Source organism: Spirochaetae bacterium HGW-Spirochaetae-1 (assembly GCA_002839375.1).
Lineage (GTDB): Bacteria > Spirochaetota > UBA4802 > UBA4802 > UBA5550 > PGXY01.
In genome coordinates, this window is the sequence record PGXY01000002.1 from 517,157 (window position 1) to 536,147 (window position 18,991).

Below are 18,991 nucleotides of genomic sequence, written 5' to 3' on the forward strand. Positions count from 1 at the left end.
TTTGACGTAATTGAATGCATGGGATATGAATGATTCCCGGGAATTGTTTATCAGGAAAAAGCATTGTATTCCCGTATAAAAGGTGCACAGTGAAATTTATCACGGATTTTCACATTCATTCCCATTTTTCCATTGCAACCAGCAGGAGGCTCATTCCCGAGTACCTGGAATTGTGGGCACGCATCAAGGGTATAAATGTGCTGGGGACCGGTGATTGCATTCACCCCGGCTGGCTTAAAGAATTGAGAGATAAACTTGAACCGGCTGGAAACGGTTTTTACCGGCTCAAAGACCAGTATCGGCTTCATGAGTCAAAAGCACTGGCATCGTCCATTCTGCCCGGCGACATATATTTTATGCTTACCGGTGAAATCAGCAGTATTTATAAAAAGGACGGTCGTGTACGGAAAGTACATAACGTATGCGTATTTTCCGACTTTAATTCGGCACTGGCAGTTCAGGCCAGGCTGGACAAACTGGGAAACATAACATCGGACGGACGGCCCATCCTGGGTCTCGATTCAAAAATACTTCTGGATATGGTGCTGAACGCCTCACAGACCTCTTTCCTTATACCCGCCCATATCTGGACCCCGTGGTTTTCCGTTCTGGGGTCGAAGTCGGGATTCGACCGGCTTGAGGAATGCTATGAGGATCTCACCGGCAATATTTTTGCCGTAGAAACCGGACTCTCGTCGGACCCTGCCATGAACTGGACATGTTCGTTTCTCGACAGGTTCAAACTCGTATCAAATTCCGATGCCCATTCTCCGGACAAGCTGGGTCGTGAAGCGAATTTATTCGACTGCGAACAGAGTTATCGCGGCGTGTATGATGCTCTCAGGGGAGACAGCGGATTTGAGGGAACGATCGAGTTCTATCCCCAGGAGGGAAAGTATCACTATGACGGACATCGGAAATGCGGGATATGCTGGGACCCCCTGGAGACCATAAAACACAGGGGGATATGTCCGGTCTGCGGCCGGGAGGTAACGAAGGGAGTCCTCTACCGAATGGCGGAACTTGCTGACCGGACCGATATATCCACGGCGTCGGAGAAAAGAATGTATTACAGCATTACACAGCTTTCCGATCTCATTGCCGAAATACTTAACATTAAAAACAGCGGCGCTCAGGCGGTACAGAGGGAGTATTTCAACCTGATACGGTCCACAGGTTCGGAATTTTACTGTCTGCTTTTTGCCGATATTGAAGAGATACGGGAAAACAGCTCTGAAATCATGGCGGAAGGAATTGCCAGGATACGTCGTGGTGAAGTTATCATCGAAGAAGGATTCGACGGTGAATTCGGCAGAATCCGCGTGTTCCGGAAAGGAGAAAATGAAATGTTCGAGGGACGTGGTCTTTTCCCGGCCAGCCTTCCTGAACATGTCGGTAAAGCAGAGGCATATCCCGATCAGTGGTCTGTAAAATTTGATATATCGGCCTTCAAAGCCCTTGCTCCCATGAGAAACATTTCTGAATACATACCGGTGACCGATGGAAAAAAACTCGAAAGTCAACCGGCAGACTCGTTTACCGAAGAGCAGCGTATGGGGATACGGCACGGCAGCGGTCCCTGCATGGTTATTGCCGGTCCCGGTTCAGGAAAAACAAGGATACTCACGGAGAGGATATCCCGCCTTATTAAAAGCGGCGAGGCTCATCCTGAGAATGTCCTTGCTGTTACATTCACCAACAATGCCGCCCGGGAAATTCGGGACAGGCTGAGGAAATCACTGGATCCCCCCTATCCTGAAATTATGACATTCCATTCTCTGGGTCTGTCAATTTTAAGGAAGCACTGTTCACGTTTTAATCGGGACGCCGGTTTTGACGTAATTGACGGAAAGAGGACAGAGCAGATAATCAATACAATCTGCGGGAATAAAAGAGAGACCGGCAAAATAATAAGCGGCATAAGCAGATACAAACAGGGTATTACCGATGATATCAATTCGGCCGACATCCTCGATGAATATGAAAAGGAGTTGATTAAGAGGAACTCCTTTGATCTCGATGATCTTATTCATCTGCCGGTCCTGCTCCTGTCGGAAGATGAAGACGTCTGCGCAAAATACAGAAACAGGTACCAGTGGCTTCTCATAGACGAATACCAGGACATAAACCGGCGGCAATACCAAATGGTTCGCCTCCTGACCCATGGAGAAAATCCCAATATATTTGTGATCGGCGATCCGGACCAGGCAATCTATGGATTCCGCGGCTCCGATATCCGGTTCATCCGTTCCTTCAGTGAGGATTTTCCCTCGTCTCGGACTCTGCGTCTTTCCAGGAGTTTCCGTTGTCCCGATGCAGTGCTTGCGGCAGCTTCCCAGGCAATCGGATCAACACAGGTCATGACCGGTGAACGCGGTGGAATTAAAATCCAGATACAATCGGTTCCGACGGAAAAGAGCGAGGCAGAATGGATCGCTTCAACAATCGAAGCCATGATTGGCGGTGTCAGAAGCTTCTCCATGGACAGCGGCGTCAGTGACGGGTATTCCATTGATGGCGATAGCGGTTTTTCCGACTTTGCCGTTCTGTGTCGTTCGTCGTTGTTATTCGAACCGATTGTCGAAGCCTTCGGCAACCATGGCATCCCCTGTCAGCAAATAGGCCCGGACCCCTTTTACTTTAATGAACCCTATTACGGAACGATACGGCTGCTTCATCATGCCTATTATAAAAATACAGGAAGTGATTTTCCCGATGAAATTGTAAAAGAAATCAGCTTGCTGATTGATAACGAGAAGGACATGCTTACCGTCACGGAAACGGCTTTACGACGAAGAGATGCGTCTGCAGAAGAGATTAAAAAATTCAATCGCTTCTGCAGCAGGTATGAAAACTATACGGATTTGTTTCAGGCCCTGGCGATCAGGAACGGGGTTGATGACCTGGATATAACAGCCGATGCCGTTTTTATCATGACAATACATGCCGCCAAGGGCCTGGAGTTCAATCATGTTTTTATTCCCGGCTGCGAGGAAGGAATAATTCCTTTTACGATCTTCGGCGGCAGGGAACAAGAAGAACTTCTTGAAGAAGAACGACTGTTTTATGTGGGAGCCACAAGGACAAAAAGAAATCTTTTTCTGTCCCACGCCCATGTCCGGCATATAAAAGGTCGTGTTCTGAAACAGCCGGCCACCAGATTTTTAAAAAAAATTGAACTTGACTTGTTGAATTTTAATGAAAGAATATTTTTTAAAAAAGAAGATGAGCAGCAACTGGAGCTGTTCTGATCGGTCTTTTCAGGAGAGAAAGTGCGTTACATGAAATTATTCGGGGCATTTATAATGATTACGGCATCCCTTCTTTTCGAAGGGTGCAGCAAGGATATAATGACGGAAAAAGAAGGCAATAACTCCTTCTCAACGGCAAATCCCCTGGTGCTGCAAAAACCGGTCCAGGGATTTCTTGATACTGCCGAAGACATTGATTTATACTCTTTTTCAGTCGATAACCTGTCGACATTGGATATCCGCCTTTCGGGAATAAAGGGAGTGAACAATGCTTTTTCAGTCTGGAAAGGCGGTGATCAGCCGGTACTTATGAAGCTGGTTGATGACAACAGAAAATCTTCCCCGGAAAGAATGGCCAATTTCTGCGCTGAGCCCGGGATGTATTATATCTCAGTACAGCATGGAGACCGTGACCGTAAAAGGGGCGCTACGGATTCTTCCTATACTCTCACCGTAGACTACCGCGATTCCCTCAGCGAAGAGATCGAGCCAAATGATAATCGAATGCAGGCTACCCCGCTGACCATGAACAGCGAGATAACGGGATATTTCAGCCCCGCTTACAACAGGCTCAATGAACAAGGCAATCCGCCATTCCGGGAAGAGGACTGGTATTCGATACAGGTGGAACTTGACGGGGAGAAACCGCTTTTACTCGACGTGGTGCTATCCGAAGTTCCTGGAGTTAACTCCATCATCAGCTTTTTCGGAGAAAATACTGAACCTATCGCTGTGACAGATTATAATGCCACGGGAATGGCGGAAGAAATAAAGGGTATGGGTATTACCGTTTCGGGAACATATTATATCATGATCACCTCCAGGGGATATCAGGTTCAGGATGAGAAGCCCTATTATCTGAATGTGTCCTCGCGTGAATACGACTCAACTCATGAACTGGAACCGAACAATAGCCGGGAGAATGCCAATACAATCGGTAATAATTCCATCTACGCAAGGTTTAATACGCCTGACGATCGGGATTTTTTCCGGTACGAGGGCAGCGCTGTTGCAGGCGTTTACCGCATTGAAGTTCAGCCCGACGAGACAAGTGATGTTGTACTGGCTATATACACGCAGAAGGGGAAACGTTTGATCGAGATAAATAACGCACCGGCGGGCGGGAAAGAAATATATCCCAATCTGAGCATCAGGAATGAATTTTATTGCGAGGTCTATTCCAAGTCTCCTGTTCCTACCGCATCAAATGAATACACTCTGCTTGTGGAACCCCTGGAGAATATCAGGAATATGGAAAACGAGCCCAATGACAGTAAAGAATCAGCTACTCTTATCATCGATGATTCTCTCCGGGGCTACATAAGCAGGAAAGATGACAGGGATTATCTCCTGGTTCAGTATGATTCCAGGAGAAGAGTGGAGTTTGAGATCAGGGGCGTTAAAGATGGTGTCATTAAGGTTTCAGTTACCGATCCCCTGGGATATATTTTAAAGTCCGTGAAGGTTGTCGGTGATTCAGTACAAACACTTACTGAAATGATAGACAGAAAGGGATATCTCATCATTGAACCTGAGCAGGCAAATTATGAAAATCCCTATGAAATAAATCTGCGAGGGCATAAATAATGAAAAGGTTTTATGGATATAGTATACTGTTGTTTTTCTCTATGATTGTGTTGCTGACCGCCTGTAAGACACCACCCGGTATTGATGGCCAGGGGGGCGATATTATCCAGCCCGGGGCTTACAATGTAAAATTCATCGCCCTTGACAGGAGTATTACTGATCCAGCCATGGACAGACGCACGTATTATAAGGTATTTATAGACAAGGTGGAGTCGGGAAGGACCACGACAGGCCTGGAATCGCAGGAAAAATCCTTTGAAACAACACTGAGCAGCAATCGTCATCTTCTCATGGTGGAAAAATGGATTCTTGATGAAAAAAAGGGTCAGTATATAAAACTTAACAATATAGAACAGCCGAAACCCAACTATATCTATTTTAGCGCTTCGGCCAACAGGATTATCACAATTGTCATGGAAACGGATAGCGAGGGAAAGGCGCGTTTTATTGTTGATTTTGGTAATTGAAAAATGAAGGGTTTATACGATGATCGCAGCCGTCTTATGCAAAGTCGGCTGCGATTTTAATAAGGGAACCTCTATAAATCATTATTTGGATGTTCCCTTGTGGGCACAAACATCGGGAAAATAAGGTTTTTTCATTTTGTAGTTAATGAAAAACCTTATTTTTAGAGGTGCCCATAAATGACTTAGATGGCATCATCTGCCTTGCTTTTGCTGCTCGAGACCTGTGCCTCTTCGGCATAATACTTCCGGGCTACTTCCATGGGGACAACATAGTCCTGCCTTGCGTTCCAGAAGATGAACCCCTTTATACCGGCATCATGCACAGCTTTGATTTGATACCGGACATAATCATCATAGGCATTGGGTCCCAGTTTCATTTTAAATGCCTGGATGTAAGTGACTATCTGGGCGCTTTTTGTCCGTTCAGCTGCTTTCTTAGAGGTAATATATACCGTATGATAAGGATCATTCTGCAGCTTCTTGCTCCAGGTGTAATGAGAGGGATAGGCCATGGGGCAGATAACATCTACAACCTTATCCAGACCTTCCATGCGCTGTCCTATCAAGTCACTGCTATTGAGGGGAATTCTTCCGAATACATCGGCGGCAATTTTAACGTTGTATTTTTTGAGATGGTTTTTTGCTCTGAGCAGGAAACCCTCAATAAAGGCATAACGGTCGTTTAATTTAAGGTGCCTAAGGCGGCTTGAATCATTAAACCGGATATAGTCAAACTGGATTTCTTTGAATCCGTTTTGGCATGCGCTTTCGGCGATTTCCAGTTTTTCCTGTATAACGCTATCAGGAATAGGATAGGTTTTCAATCCCTCGGGGAATACGACGATCCTGGCGATACAATGTATGTTATTATCCTGGCAATACTGAACATTTTCCGGCGGGACAATGCATTTCTTATATCTGGAACTCTGACAATCCATGACGAAGGTATTGATATTGGACTTTTTTGATTCTGACACAAAGCCCTTGAGCTTTTCAAGGCTTTTAGCCGAGACAATATTGAGATAAATTCCCCGATAGAAATCAGGATATGTGTATACAGCGGATTTGACCGGTTCTGCCTGATCTTTTTGCTTATCGCTGGCGAAGATATTATTTTCCGATGCTTTGCTGATGATTCCAAACTGGCTTTCAATGACGAAAAATGCAGCAACGACAAGTAAGGCTAGATATGCTTTTTTCATAGTATCCCCGAATATATATTTTTTATCTGGTGAGCAGTTATGCGTAAATCCATGCCGTGAATTATGCTATTTTATACAATATCGGCAGTTGCAGACAGATTTAATACCACAATCATGGCTGACAGTGTCAAGATTTTTATATGTTCAGAAAATTTTTAAAAATGTTCCGGGCATGGAAGTACAATTCCTATGTATATTTAATTATTAAAAAATAACTATTTATTCGGTTGACGTTGATATCATTTTTTAGTATTAATAATACAGAGAGTCTGATTTTTCTGCACTTCCCACATTTTAGGATAATCATTCACCTATACAATGATAATTATTCAGGAACAAACGTAACTTGCATATTCCAAAAGAGACCATTGAGTTGATCCGTGAGAGATGTCACATCGAAGAAATTATTCAGCGATATGTTCCCTCACTAAAAAAAAAAGGTAAGAACTATCTCGGGCTCTGTCCCTTTCATAAAGAAAAAACCCCATCCTTCACCGTGACAGAGGACAAACAGATATTTTACTGTTTCGGATGTCATACCGGGGGCAATGTCTTTACTTTCATTTCAAAAATTGAACGGCTGGATTTCCCCCAGAGCGTAAAATTTGTTGCCGATATCGTAGGCATTGAAATTAAAGATGAAGGCAGGAACGATGAACACCGTATTTTTGATGAAATGATTCGTATTAACACCTATGCCATGAATCTCTACAGTAAATTTATCATGTCAGCATCAGGAAAGGAGGGCAGGGATTATATAACGGCCCGCGGCATAAAACCCGAGTATATTGATACTTTCAAGCTGGGATTCGCGCCCGATTCCTGGAATTTTCTTCTCAACGGATTGAATAAAAAAAAAGCCAGCCTGAAACTGGCAGAACAAAGCGGTCTCATAAGCGCTTCACAGAAAAATGAAGGACAGTTCTTTGACCGTTTCAGAAAAAGGATCATTTTCCCGATTTTTGACATCAATAATCGTGTGGTTGCTTTCGGGGGAAGGGTTATCGATAATAGCAATCCCAAATATCTCAACTCTCAGGAATCGGAATTATTTAAGAAACGAAATATTCTCTATGGAATGCATACGGCCCGTGATCACATTCGTGAAATGAACCGCGCCATTATTGTGGAAGGGTATCTGGATGTTCTGGGCTGTCATCAGGAAGGAATTAAAAATGTTGTCGCTCCACTGGGCACGGCCCTGACGGAGAGCCAGGTACGCATGCTGTCACGGTATTGCGGGGAAATAATTCTTCTTTTTGATGCAGATTCGGCTGGAATAAATGCGGCACTCAAATCGCTGCAGATAGAGGACGATGTGACCGTGGATATACGGATAGCCACGCTTCCTGAAGGGGATCCCTTTGAATTCATCCAGAATAAAGGGGTCCGCGAATTTATGGCCATTGTCGACAAGGCCCAGAAACCAGTGGATTTCAGAATATCCAGAATTATGACCGTTGCACAGAAACAGGGACCGGTAAAAACATTGATGCAACTTTTTTCAGCTATTTCAAGTCTAAACATGGAGTCTGAAAGGAGCATTTATCTGAAAAACATCAGCTCAATGATGAAGATAGATGAAAACGCCGTACGAAGAGATTTTTTAAAATATATCAAAGAAGGCAACAGTACTAGTGCGTCATCTGTCGATAATAAAACAAGCAAAAGCTCTGAAACTGAAAATTTCCTTACCAGGGGATACAGGGATCTTATTAAACTGCTCTGTTTTTATCCCGAACTGATTGACAAGGCCTATATAGATTTCTCCGAAGATGAAATCACTGATGCCGTATCCAGGAAGATATATAACAAAATTATGGAACTTCATCACGCTGAATCGGGTTTCTCTATAGATAAATTATTTGACTTTTTTGTCGACGGAATTGAAATGGACTTTTTGAACCGAATATTACATGACGATTTTTCTCTGGAAGACCCCAAATCTGCATATTCAGAAATATATCTCAGTATGAAACTTTACGAGATCGATGGTAAAATTGACAAATATGTGGAATTGATAAGAAGCAACCACCCGTCACTGAATGAATATCTGACAGAAGTAGAAATCCTGAGAAGAGAAAAAGAAAAGCTTTCCCATTACATTTACAATAAAGGTAAAACACTGCAATAATGTGGTTTATTGACATTTTAGATTTTAATCTCAAGGATTGAGCAGGGGATTAAAAATTCTTAATTAAGGATAATATCAATGAGTAAAAATGATCTGGTACTGGAAAATATCGAAGAAGTTAAAAAGCTGATTGAGATCGGCAAGATAAACCATGAAATAACTTATGATGAGATCAATGATATCCTTCCCGACAAGCTTCTCAATTCAGACAAGATTGATGATATTTTCATATTACTGAATCAGCTCGGAATTGAAGTCGTTGAGGAAAGCACGCGCAAGGCGGCGAACGCGCCGGTTATTCCTCTCCCAGCGAAAAAGAAAGCAGCCTCGAAAAAAGCCTCGGCAATGTCAGATGATGCCTCCCACGTAGATGATCCTATACGTCTCTATCTAAAAGAGATCGGCAAGGTATCGCTTCTTTCGGGAGATCAGGAAGTGGATCTGGCAAAAAGAATTGAGGACGGTGAAATCCTCATCGAGAAGGCCGTTATCAATTCAACACTGCTGGTGAATGAGCTTATAAAGAATCACTCCAAGGTGAAGAGCGGCAAGATAAAACTTACCGAGGTAATGCGAGTCAACCGGCTTTACTATTTCTCCTCCATTGATATGAAAGATCTGGAAAACCGTTATACTGAAAAGATGAAGATCATCATCGAAGAGGATAATAAAATCCTGAAGATGACGAGTAAACTCAAGAAAGTTGATGAAGACTCGAAGGATGCCCTTGAGTTGAACAAAAAAATCGATGATTCGCGTATACGGATCAGGGAATCTGTTTCAGATCTCGGTATTAATGAGGGCGAAATAACGAAGATGTCCTCCAAGATACAATCCATGGTTTCCAGGATCAATGATACCTACTACTTCTTCAAACTCATTGAGGACAAATACAATAAGGACATAAAGGAATTAAAGCATTTCGCCCGCAAGGTGGAAAAAGGGGAAGATATTACAAAGATAATAAAGGAATCCAATATTCCCAATGAAGAAGAATTGCTGGAAATTGTCAAGGATGTCCGCAACAATGAACGCAAGATCAGAAGGATAGAGCAGGAAGCCGGAGCCTCGGCCGATGATATTATGGAGTGGGGAAAGCAGATCGCCCACGGCCAGAGAAAAATATCAATTGCGAAAAAGGAACTGATAAACGCGAATCTCCGTCTCGTAGTCTCGATCGCAAAAAAATATGCCAACCGGGGAATGCATTTTTTCGACCTCATACAGGAAGGCAATATCGGTCTAATCAAGGCCGTTGATAAATTCGAATACCGGAAGGGCTATAAATTTTCCACATACGCAACCTGGTGGATCAGGCAGGCAATCACGCGAGCCATTTCCGATCAGGCCAGAACGATTCGGGTTCCCGTACACATGATCGAGCAGATCAACAAGGTCATGAGAGAAACCCGTTTGTTCCAGCAGGAATTTGGCCGGGAACCCAATCCCGAGGAACTTGCCGATCGCCTGGGATGGCCCGTAGCGAAAGTAAAGGCCGTAAAAAATGTTGCCAGGGAGCCTATTTCCCTTGAAACACCCGTAGGCGAAGAGGAGGATTCTCTTCTGGGCGATTTTATCGAGGATAAAGAGGTCGATTCTCCTGTTAATACAGCGGCATATCGTCTCCTTCATGAACAGATATCATCGGTCCTCAATACACTGCCGGCCAGGGAGCAGAAGGTAATACGAATGAGATTTGGACTTGATGACGGCTATTCCCACACCCTTGAGGAAGTTGGATATGTTTTTAAAGTAACCAGGGAACGGATTCGTCAGATCGAGGCTAAGGCGCTCCGCAGACTGCGACATCCCACCAGGGCAAGAAAACTGAAAGACTATCTGGATTATATGTAAGATTGGATTTCAGTGTCATGTCATGTGTGTTAATCCACTGACATGACACGATTGAATCATTATGGCAATACGGTCACAGTTTAAAAAAATATCAATTATCGGTGCCGGATCCTGGGGCACATCAATTGCGTTGACGATCGCCGAAACGTATCCTGATATTACCATATACATGTGGGCATATGAAAAAAATGTCGTATCTTCCATAAATAGCAGGCATGAGAATATTCAGTTTCTACCCAATGTTATTCTGCCAACCAACATCCGCGCCACGGGAAGCATCAGGGAAGCCGTATCAGATTCCGATGTCATCCTCATTTCCACGCCGTCAAAGGTAATCCCGGACATTGCTCAGCGGATTCATAAACATCTTGATCCCAAAAGCCATGTGGGTTTTCTGACAAAGGGGTTTTGTAAATATCAGGATGAAGTACTGACCATATCACAGACAATCGGAAAAATTATCCCGGAACTGAAGGACCGGGTAGTCGCCATATACGGACCGAGTCATGCAGAAGAGGTGTCACTGCACTACCATACCTGCCTCAATGTGGCGGGTAAAAACGTTACATCACGGAAGATATTCATACATTTTTTATCGTCGCATTCCATACAGTGCCGGGAAACTGATGATATCATCGGTGTCGAGATGGGAGGTACCTTGAAGAATCCCGCCGCCATCGCGGCCGGAATGATAAGTGTCCTTCCGAATTGCGGAGATAATCTGTCTGGAGCGCTCATTTCCGAGGCATTAAAAGAGATGCTGAAGATCGGGAGGTTGTTCAATGTTCGTGACGAGACTATCATTGATATCTCCGGTCTTGGAGACCTGGTCGCCACGGCTCTCAGTGACCACAGCAGGAACCGTCGTTTCGGTAAAGATATCGGCTTGCAGATCATAGAGAAAGGGAATGCGTTACGTTTCATCGATCGTGTCCTCCTCAGGTTCAAACCACAGTTTGTCCTGGAAAAGATGAGTGAAAATCTTCACTATCTGGCGGAAGGTGCCTATGCCATTGAACCCCTCATTGAACTGGCAGAAGCAAATGGTATTTCAATACCCGTTTATCGCTCTTTGTACGAGGTGCTTCTGAACAAGAAAGATCCTTCATTGCTCATCGAGACGATCAAAAATCCCGATAAGTTTGAGGAAATATACCGCCGTACTAAAATCCAGATCAGCGACAAGAAAAAGGGTCTGGAAAATGTGGGGGGCAGGGCCTTCAGGAGTATCATAGAAGGGAGGGTCCTCTCGTCATTTATTGCAGCCGATGGCAGCTCATCTGATACGCCTATTCCCCTGGAAAGTGTTATCAATAATATCAATGAATTGAGAAACCAGAGTAGCCTTTACGGTTCGAGTGTTGAAGAGAATAAAAGATTAAATGCCATAACAGACAAAAATTATGAGAAACCCCTGAAGAGACTTATCAATCATTATGTTGATGATGTAGCTGATCTCTACACTGTTTTCTTCAACAGGACTGGCATGATCATCCTCTCATTTCTGAGAGTGATAAACAGGTTGTCAGGCAATGGAGGAATCCTGGATATTTCTGGCGATGTAGACCAGATCCGTAATTTATCTGATATGGGAAATCCTCTGTATGTCTGCTCTTATAGTTCTATTTCTGACCTGTTTATCCTGATTTTTTCAATAAAAAAAGCCCGTCTGCCATTCCCCCGATTCATGGTAGACAGTGACAAGGTGAAAACATCGCTGGAAAAAATGGCTATCAAGCTCATGGGGGGATTTATCATTGATGCATCAAAAATAAACAATATCGTGTACCGGGAAGTAGTAAAACAATACCTGTCAACGTTGACCGAAAATGGGGTCCCCTTTCTTTATTTTCCCGAAATTGCCCATAAAACATCAGTTCAGAACGCTATAGGAGCTGATTCATTTTATTCTATGATTTCAGATATCATTTTCCGGCACACTGTTGAAATTCTTTTAATACCCATGGAATTGTCATATGCCAGTTCCATGGATGAATCAATCCTGTCATTGATGGCGCTTAGAAAACATATGAGCCGCAGCGCTATGATCAATTTTTCAGAGCCTGCATTTCTTTCGGAATTTACCAAGGAAACCGAATCTATTACCACTTTAGGAGAAAAGGTACAAAAGATATGGAAGCGTGATAAAAAAATATTTCCCCATGTCATGGTATCTAAAATCCTGCAGGACAATAACTTTGAAATTGAATTGAAACAGCTGGAATCAGCTTCATATAAATATTTCAGAATATTGCAGGTTTCTCCTCCCAGCAAAATGAAAAAGTTTCTCAATGCCGGGGTAAATTCTCTGAAGAAGGAAAAGACGATTATAAAGGAAAATGGTATGCTGAAAGTCCTGAAAAGGATGGAGGTTGAGAATTACGCCGCACTCTTGTTAAAGTAATGCATCCGCTGATAGATTCTGCCATATAGTGTATATGTCCGATGAGTTTTTTATCTCCACCGCCATAGTTCTGAATTTTAACAAAATTCCATCATAGATAAAATGAATTTTTGATTTAACAGGAGAATCTGCAGACTCAAGTGAACTGTCATGCGGTACAATGACAATGTATTTCGACAGGGAGAGAATGTAAATTACCGAATCAAGATTGTGGTAGTGGTATAGTGTATGATAAATTTCTTCAGAGACATCGGCAATGGTCTTGATTCCCATATGGGCGAATGTATCAGTAAAAGATTCAAATCGGTAAATATGGGCGGTTACTTTCATGTCGGATTCAAGAAATGAGGCAATGATGTTTTTTAATTCGCTGCCAATTCCTGCATAAAGATCGAGACTGACATTCCTGGGGAATTTTAAACTTCTGACGAGAACGGACCGGATCATGTCACAGAAATATTCGAAAGCACTGCTGGAAAAATATGATGATGATGATATGGTTGCGATAATTCTGCTTTTTTCAACGGGATGCAGATAACGCGCCAGTAGTATATAGGAAAGCCTGTCGTCCCCGCTTATGGGCAGGGATGTAACGGTATCATTTTTAATAAGATTTCTTCCCGATTCAAGAATGGTCTCGGCAACAGGGATAAGGTTATCATTCCCTGTAAATATAACCGGTGACCACTTACCATCGATTTTTTCAAAGAGAGCGGTCAATTTGGCAAAATTATTAACAGTGTGATGATAGAAAATACCCTTTATATAGCTGCCCTTGTCTTCTGAGGCGGGTGTTTTTTCAAAACCTGCATATTCTTCCATGAGAGAACGATATGCACTTTTAGCCTGGCTGACTGAAATATCATTGTCGACAAAAGATTTGATTGCATCCTTTATTCTGATAAGCAGAGAATTTGATTGATTTTCCGTATTCATTATTCTGCACAATTTAAGATTTACTTTGTAATATTATCGGTTCTGGCAAAACTGTGCAACGGTTTTTTACAGAGAAGATATTAATTTTTCAGTTATAGAAAGGGCCGTATCGTATATACGGAACGAACCGGTAAAAAGCAGTACACGGTTGTCCACCGGCAGACCTGTAATGTTTTTAAGAAGCTGGTGCTCGTCCCGGGAAATGGAATGGAACCGTGGATGTCCTTCGATCTCTGGATCATAACTCCGGTTATCATCGCCCGGACCATAATAATATAGTATGGGAATCGAAGAGCCTTCCAGTAAATTGAAAATATCTTCATAGTCCTTATCCTTCATAACGGTGATGATGGCGTAAATTCGGCCAAGCATATATTTTACACGTATGGTTTCTATCAATGCACGGATAGCAGATGGATTATGGGCTGGATCAAAAATAACGGGAGGTGTCTCCTGGATGATGAAGAAACGGCCAGGAACCTGTGTATCAGATACAGCCATCCGCATCGTTTCTAAACTCAGTTTCTTAAAAACCGGCATGAGCATGATAGCTGCAGTCAGTGCCAGGGAGGCATTTCGCATTTGTTCATGTACGGGTGACTGAAGATTTACATTCTGTAAATGAATCTCTTCGTTGCTGTAATTAAAATCATAATTAAAGCAGACATGATGTGGCATGGATGGAATCCTGGCGCACCTGAAGTCTTCGCCGAGAGTAAGAAGTCGGGAACCCATGGATTTGCTTTCGCGTAAAAGGATATCACGGATTTCGGGATCATGGTTGGAAGTAATGACCGGGATATTTTTTTTTATGATGCCTGCCTTTTCAGCTGCTATTTTATCTATGGTTTCACCCAGTATGGAAGTATGGTCTAACGAAATATCAGTTATAATAGAACAAAGGGGGATGATTATATTTGTTGAATCCTTTATTCCACCCAGGCCTGTTTCAATGATGGCAATGTCAACCGAACTTTCATGAAAAAAGAAGAATGCAGCTGCTGTGAGAACATCGAAATAAGTAGGTGTAATGGTTGGAAATGAATTCATTACCTCGCGGATTTTAGTCAAATAGTTCCCCAGTACTTCGTCATCAATTGGCTCATTGTCCACCAGCATCCGTTCATTAACGCTGTGTAGATGGGGCGATGTATAAAGACCGGTTTTGTACCCGGCAGCTTGAAAAATAGTATTGAGGAACCATGCCGTGGAGCCTTTACCATTGGTCCCGGCAATATGGATACATTTTATTTTACGATGAGGATTGCCGAGTTTATCAAGAAGCAAAATAATGGACTCAAGGGAATAACCGGTATATCGAGTTTGTTTCTCGTTATTTATGAGTTCCCGGAGTATGTCTGTAGTCATGGCTGTGCCGTATCGGATATGCTCGCCGTTCTATTCTGCAGGGCATCCTTGAGTGCCTCCCTCATAATTTCCAGAGGAGCCTGCATCTCGGTCCATAATTCGTATTGCTTTATTCCCTGGTAGAGAAGCATCTCGATTCCTTTAATAACATTGCAGCCCCTGCCAGTGGCCTCGGTGAGAAGCCGGGTCATGTCAGGAGTATAAACGATATCAAAAACCGTGTGACCGGCATGAAGTACATTTTCCCGCAGGGGCGTATTGTCAGTGTTGGGCGACATGCCCACCGATGTAGTATTTATAATAATATCTATATCAGCCATATATTCCCGGGTTATTTCATCAAGGGATATGATTGAGATATCGTTATATTTTTTCATGAGGTCCTTGGCCAGCATGGAGACCCTGGATATATCTCTGCCGGCTAGCGTAATGGAAGCGCCCTGCAGGAGGAGCGTAAAGGCGATGGCACGGGCCGATCCTCCGTTTCCGAGAATGAGTATGCGGGCTTTTTCCAGAACAGGATGTACTTTCTGCAGTGCCATAAGGGCGCCATAGCCGTCAGTATTATATCCCCATATAATTCCCTGCCTGTTTACAAGTGTGTTGACAGAACCGATATCGGAAGCGAGTTCATCGATTTTATCTATATATTGAAGTACATCGATTTTAAACGGTATGGTGATGCTGGCTCCCTGTATAGCGAGATTTTTCATAGCTGCCAGTGCCTCTTTTATCGAGGTGGGTTCAAATGCCAGGTATACGGCGTCGATATTTTGGGCCTGAAAGGCGCGGTTATGCATGCTGGGTGATAGTGAGTGTTTTGCCGGATTGCCGAAGATGCAATACATTTTAGTTTTGGATGTTATGTTCATTCTTTCACCCTGAAATATTCAATGTCATCACGCTTTTAATATAAAATCTGGATACAGAATTTTGTCAATGGAATATTGCACAAGTTTTCCTATCTTTGATATTTATGTGCGCGTAATTAATGCTAAAAAATTTTAATCAAATCCAATAAAATATTTACATATGTTTCAATATTTCCTATATGAATTATGGAGAAATCTATAAATCATGGTTAAGAAAAGGATGGTTCCTTGAATGGACACAGTTGGGATAATTATAAACGCTAATGCTAAAAAAAACAGGAAGATGAAAAAGGACCTGGAATCATTATACAGGGAAATCGGCGGCCAATATGTCGATGTACAGCTTACGAGCAGCCTTGATCAGCTTAGTGCTGTAATCCGTGATTTTAAAAAGAAAGGTGTATCCTACCTGGGAGTGGCCGGCGGCGATGGATCACTGCATCATGCCATGACGCGCGCCATGGAAATTTATGGAGAAGGAAATGTGCCGCCTCTGCTGATTCTGAAGGGAGGGACCATGGACAATGTTTCCAGGTCCATTTTTCTCAAAGGAAAAGGTCCGGAAATATTGAAACGTCTTATAAGCCGGTTGAAGAGGAAAGAGGCTATTTCACTGCAGACACGAAGTACAATGAAAATTAATGATAGTTACTGTTTTCTTTTCGGAACTGGATTGGTCACTAATTTTCTGAACGAGGTATACGGTGGCCGGGAAAAAGGCCTGGTCAGGAATCTCCAGGTTATATTTCGTGCCGTGAAGGAAATAGTGAGCAAACCGGCTGGAGCATCCATATTTGACGGGATATACGGTGAATTCATTGTCGATGGGGAAAAACTGGATATTACCTATTCATCAGCTATCCTGAGTGGTACCGTTGAACACATCGGTATGGGGTTTTCGCCCCTGTCGCGTGCCTTGGAAAATCAAAATTCTTATCACGCCATTATCAGCGGTATTCCTCCCACCACATTTCTGAAAAACCTTTATAAGATAAAAAAGGGTAAAGCGATATGTCACCCGCTGAATTACGATATTTTGCTGAACCGATTGCTTATCAAATGTCCCGGCCCTTTTCAGTATACCATGGATGGAGATATTTATGAATCACCGGGAGAATTGGAGGTTGTGCTGGGGCCGCAGGTTAACCTTGTATCGGTATAATGCCCACTCCTCATGACAGCAGCATCAGGAGATGATAATCGTTGCAAGGAAAATGGCTATGGATAAAAAGAAATTGGCATCGATTATAAATTCATATCTCAGCGTTATCAGATATCTTATTTTAACCAGTCTGTTGATAAGTACTGAATAATAGAGAAGGGGGAGTATCATCAGCAAAAAGAGAAATTGTCCTTCCAGGACTACATGGATTATGCACATCAGACTTGTGAGTGCGGTAAGAGTATGTGTAATATATTTGGCCGCATCAATTCCGAGCCAGATGGGGATAGTGTCTCTACCCATGATGAAATCACCCTGAAAGGCTATGATGTCGATGAGGATGTGCCGAACCGTAATCATAGTGATTGTGAAAAGAGAAATAAATAGAATCGATGTCCATGGAACATGTGTATTAATGAGAGGAAGCAGTGTCGTGACAATGAGCCACCCTAAACCTGTAATTATTTTGGAATTGTAGACTTTGCGAGCCAGGGGAAAGCTAAGCGAGTTCATTATTCTTTTCACAGGAGATGTAAAATAACTGAATCCGAAGATGTAAGAAAACAGTAATAGAATAATTTGATCTAAACCGGAACTTCTCATCAAGTAGAACGACATGGGAATCGAAACCAGGGAAAAAAAGATGAGGGCTTTCCCATATTTCTTATAAATTCCATATTTATATGAGTTGCTTTCCCGCAGGAAGGCCCTGTCAAAATAATTATTGAAAGAATACATGGAAAATATATACAGCATGGAGACCACGGGGTAAGTTAACCCATGCTTTGCCGTGATTGCCGATTGAATAAACAGTGTCAGCATAAAAGCGAACAGAGATGAAATAATATTTGTCCTTGTTATAAGTTCTATTACATTTTTTATGTGCTTGATGAAGAAATTGCTGTTCCTGAACTTAATATCATAGAGCTTCTCAAGAACGTTGTTGATAATCCATCCCGGCGTCGATGCCCCTGCTGTAACAAGAACTGATTTTGAATCGGTAAAATCCTTCCACTGAAGTTCCTTTTCAGTCTCCACATGGAATGTCAGGAGCCCGTTTTCCCTGCCTATGCCGGCCAGTCTTGATGTATTGGCCGAGTTTTTCCCGCCTACGACAATAAGTGTATCAAATTTTTCCTCTATGGCTTTTCGCACGTCATCCTGCCGATGCCGTGTCGAATCGCAGATGGTGTCCATCACCGTGAGATTTTTCAAGGATTTTTGGAGTATCGGAATGATTTTTTCAAAAAGGTCCCGGTCGAAAGTGGTCTGTGAGACCAGCAAATATTTCTCTGCAGGTGGAATTTCAGCTGCCTCAGTTGCTGATGCTATAATAGTCACACCTGCCGATGCATAGCTTTTAAGTCCGATAACCTCGGCGTGATCGCTGTCACCCAGTATGATGGTATAATGTCCCTGTCGGGAATATTTTTTTATCAGGGATTGTACATTGGCCACGCGCGGACACGTCAGGTTAATGCACCGTGTGGCCTCACTTTTTAGATAACGGTTATCTTCAATGGGTATTCCATGAGTTCTTACGGCAACTTGCTTCCCCTTTATTCCCGAGAGATCATGGATTGTCTGCAATCCCCGACGGTGAAGAATATTCACTGTCTGTGGATTATGTATGAGAGGGCCGTATACAAAAATCGTTTCGTCGTTATTGTTGAGTTCATTGACGATCCTGAGGATGGCATTTCGAACACCGAAACAGAATCCCGAATGTTGAGCCAATTGTATTTTCATGGCGG

12 protein-coding genes are annotated in these 18,991 nt (G+C 42.9%); 7 read left to right on the forward strand and 5 right to left on the reverse strand.

What is annotated here, in order from left to right:
• Window positions 1-29 precede the first annotated feature (29 nt).
• The 3 genes from CVV44_04420 to CVV44_04430 are packed head-to-tail and all read left to right on the forward strand — an operon-like array spanning window position 30 to window position 5,305.
• Entirely contained in the window at window positions 30-3,251 is a 3,222-nt protein-coding gene (locus CVV44_04420; protein PKL40858.1) for a DNA helicase UvrD, read from the forward strand.
• Window positions 3,252-3,281: 30 nt separating this feature from the next.
• The gene (locus CVV44_04425; protein ID PKL40859.1) at window positions 3,282-4,838 is read left to right on the forward strand and encodes a hypothetical protein; all 1,557 of its coding nucleotides are present in this window, start codon (window positions 3,282-3,284) and stop codon (window positions 4,836-4,838) included.
• Window positions 4,839-4,879: 41 nt separating this feature from the next.
• Window positions 4,880-5,305, forward strand: coding sequence for a hypothetical protein (locus CVV44_04430; protein ID PKL40860.1), 426 nt, complete (start codon window positions 4,880-4,882; stop codon window positions 5,303-5,305).
• Window positions 5,306-5,487: 182 nt separating this feature from the next.
• On the opposite strand, the gene CVV44_04435 is transcribed toward CVV44_04430, so the two are convergent.
• A complete protein-coding gene (locus tag CVV44_04435; protein PKL40861.1) occupies window positions 5,488-6,507 on the reverse strand; it encodes a hypothetical protein in 1,020 nt (339 codons plus the stop codon).
• Window positions 6,508-6,853: 346 nt separating this feature from the next.
• Between CVV44_04435 and CVV44_04440 the strand changes: the two genes are divergently transcribed.
• The 3 genes from CVV44_04440 to CVV44_04450 all read left to right on the forward strand — a co-directional run bounded on the left by CVV44_04440 (window position 6,854) and on the right by CVV44_04450 (window position 12,899).
• The gene (locus CVV44_04440) at window positions 6,854-8,641 is read left to right on the forward strand and encodes a DNA primase (protein PKL40862.1); all 1,788 of its coding nucleotides are present in this window, start codon (window positions 6,854-6,856) and stop codon (window positions 8,639-8,641) included.
• A 99-nt stretch (window positions 8,642-8,740) separates the two neighbouring features.
• Window positions 8,741-10,495 (forward strand): RNA polymerase sigma factor RpoD, encoded by a 1,755-nt coding sequence (locus tag CVV44_04445; protein PKL40919.1) that lies wholly within the window; start codon window positions 8,741-8,743, stop codon window positions 10,493-10,495.
• A 61-nt stretch (window positions 10,496-10,556) separates the two neighbouring features.
• Window positions 10,557-12,899 carry a hypothetical protein gene (locus tag CVV44_04450; protein PKL40863.1) on the forward strand — a complete coding sequence of 781 codons (2,343 nt, stop codon included), beginning with the start codon at window positions 10,557-10,559 and terminating at the stop codon, window positions 12,897-12,899.
• On the opposite strand, the gene CVV44_04455 is transcribed toward CVV44_04450, so the two are convergent.
• The 3 genes from CVV44_04455 to aroE all read right to left on the reverse strand — a co-directional run bounded on the left by CVV44_04455 (window position 12,891) and on the right by aroE (window position 16,075).
• On the reverse strand, window positions 12,891-13,835 hold the full coding sequence (locus CVV44_04455) for a hypothetical protein (GenBank protein PKL40864.1): 945 nt from the start codon (window positions 13,833-13,835) through the stop codon (window positions 12,891-12,893). The genes CVV44_04450 and CVV44_04455 overlap by 9 nt on opposite strands.
• Before the next feature lie 66 nt (window positions 13,836-13,901).
• On the reverse strand, window positions 13,902-15,203 hold the full coding sequence (locus CVV44_04460; protein PKL40865.1) for a bifunctional folylpolyglutamate synthase/dihydrofolate synthase: 1,302 nt from the start codon (window positions 15,201-15,203) through the stop codon (window positions 13,902-13,904).
• On the reverse strand, window positions 15,200-16,075 hold the full coding sequence (aroE, locus tag CVV44_04465; GenBank protein ID PKL40866.1) for a shikimate dehydrogenase: 876 nt from the start codon (window positions 16,073-16,075) through the stop codon (window positions 15,200-15,202). Before aroE ends, CVV44_04460 begins: the two co-directional genes overlap by 4 nt.
• Before the next feature lie 232 nt (window positions 16,076-16,307).
• Between aroE and CVV44_04470 the strand changes: the two genes are divergently transcribed.
• Window positions 16,308-17,237 (forward strand): hypothetical protein, encoded by a 930-nt coding sequence (locus CVV44_04470; protein ID PKL40867.1) that lies wholly within the window; start codon window positions 16,308-16,310, stop codon window positions 17,235-17,237.
• A 24-nt stretch (window positions 17,238-17,261) separates the two neighbouring features.
• Here the strand turns inward: CVV44_04470 and ispH are convergent, their stop codons facing one another.
• Window positions 17,262-18,986 carry a 4-hydroxy-3-methylbut-2-enyl diphosphate reductase gene (ispH, locus tag CVV44_04475; GenBank protein PKL40868.1) on the reverse strand — a complete coding sequence of 575 codons (1,725 nt, stop codon included), beginning with the start codon at window positions 18,984-18,986 and terminating at the stop codon, window positions 17,262-17,264.
• Window positions 18,987-18,991: the final 5 nt, after the last annotated feature.

What these genes read in the sequence shown, in the direction of transcription:
- aroE (PKL40866.1), bottom strand. Translation starts at nt 16,075, where the DNA reads ATGAACATAACATCCAAAACTAAAATGTATTGCATCTTCGGCAATCCG.
- CVV44_04430 (PKL40860.1), top strand. Translation starts at nt 4,880, where the DNA reads ATGATTGTGTTGCTGACCGCCTGTAAGACACCACCCGGTATTGATGGC.
- CVV44_04435 (PKL40861.1), bottom strand. Translation starts at nt 6,507, where the DNA reads ATGAAAAAAGCATATCTAGCCTTACTTGTCGTTGCTGCATTTTTCGTC.
- CVV44_04450 (PKL40863.1), top strand. Translation starts at nt 10,557, where the DNA reads ATGGCAATACGGTCACAGTTTAAAAAAATATCAATTATCGGTGCCGGA.
- CVV44_04420 (PKL40858.1), top strand. Translation starts at nt 30, where the DNA reads ATGATTCCCGGGAATTGTTTATCAGGAAAAAGCATTGTATTCCCGTAT.
- CVV44_04455 (PKL40864.1), bottom strand. Translation starts at nt 13,835, where the DNA reads ATGAATACGGAAAATCAATCAAATTCTCTGCTTATCAGAATAAAGGAT.
- CVV44_04425 (PKL40859.1), top strand. Translation starts at nt 3,282, where the DNA reads ATGAAATTATTCGGGGCATTTATAATGATTACGGCATCCCTTCTTTTC.
- CVV44_04460 (PKL40865.1), bottom strand. Translation starts at nt 15,203, where the DNA reads ATGACTACAGACATACTCCGGGAACTCATAAATAACGAGAAACAAACT.
- ispH (PKL40868.1), bottom strand. Translation starts at nt 18,986, where the DNA reads ATGAAAATACAATTGGCTCAACATTCGGGATTCTGTTTCGGTGTTCGA.
- CVV44_04470 (PKL40867.1), top strand. Translation starts at nt 16,308, where the DNA reads ATGGACACAGTTGGGATAATTATAAACGCTAATGCTAAAAAAAACAGG.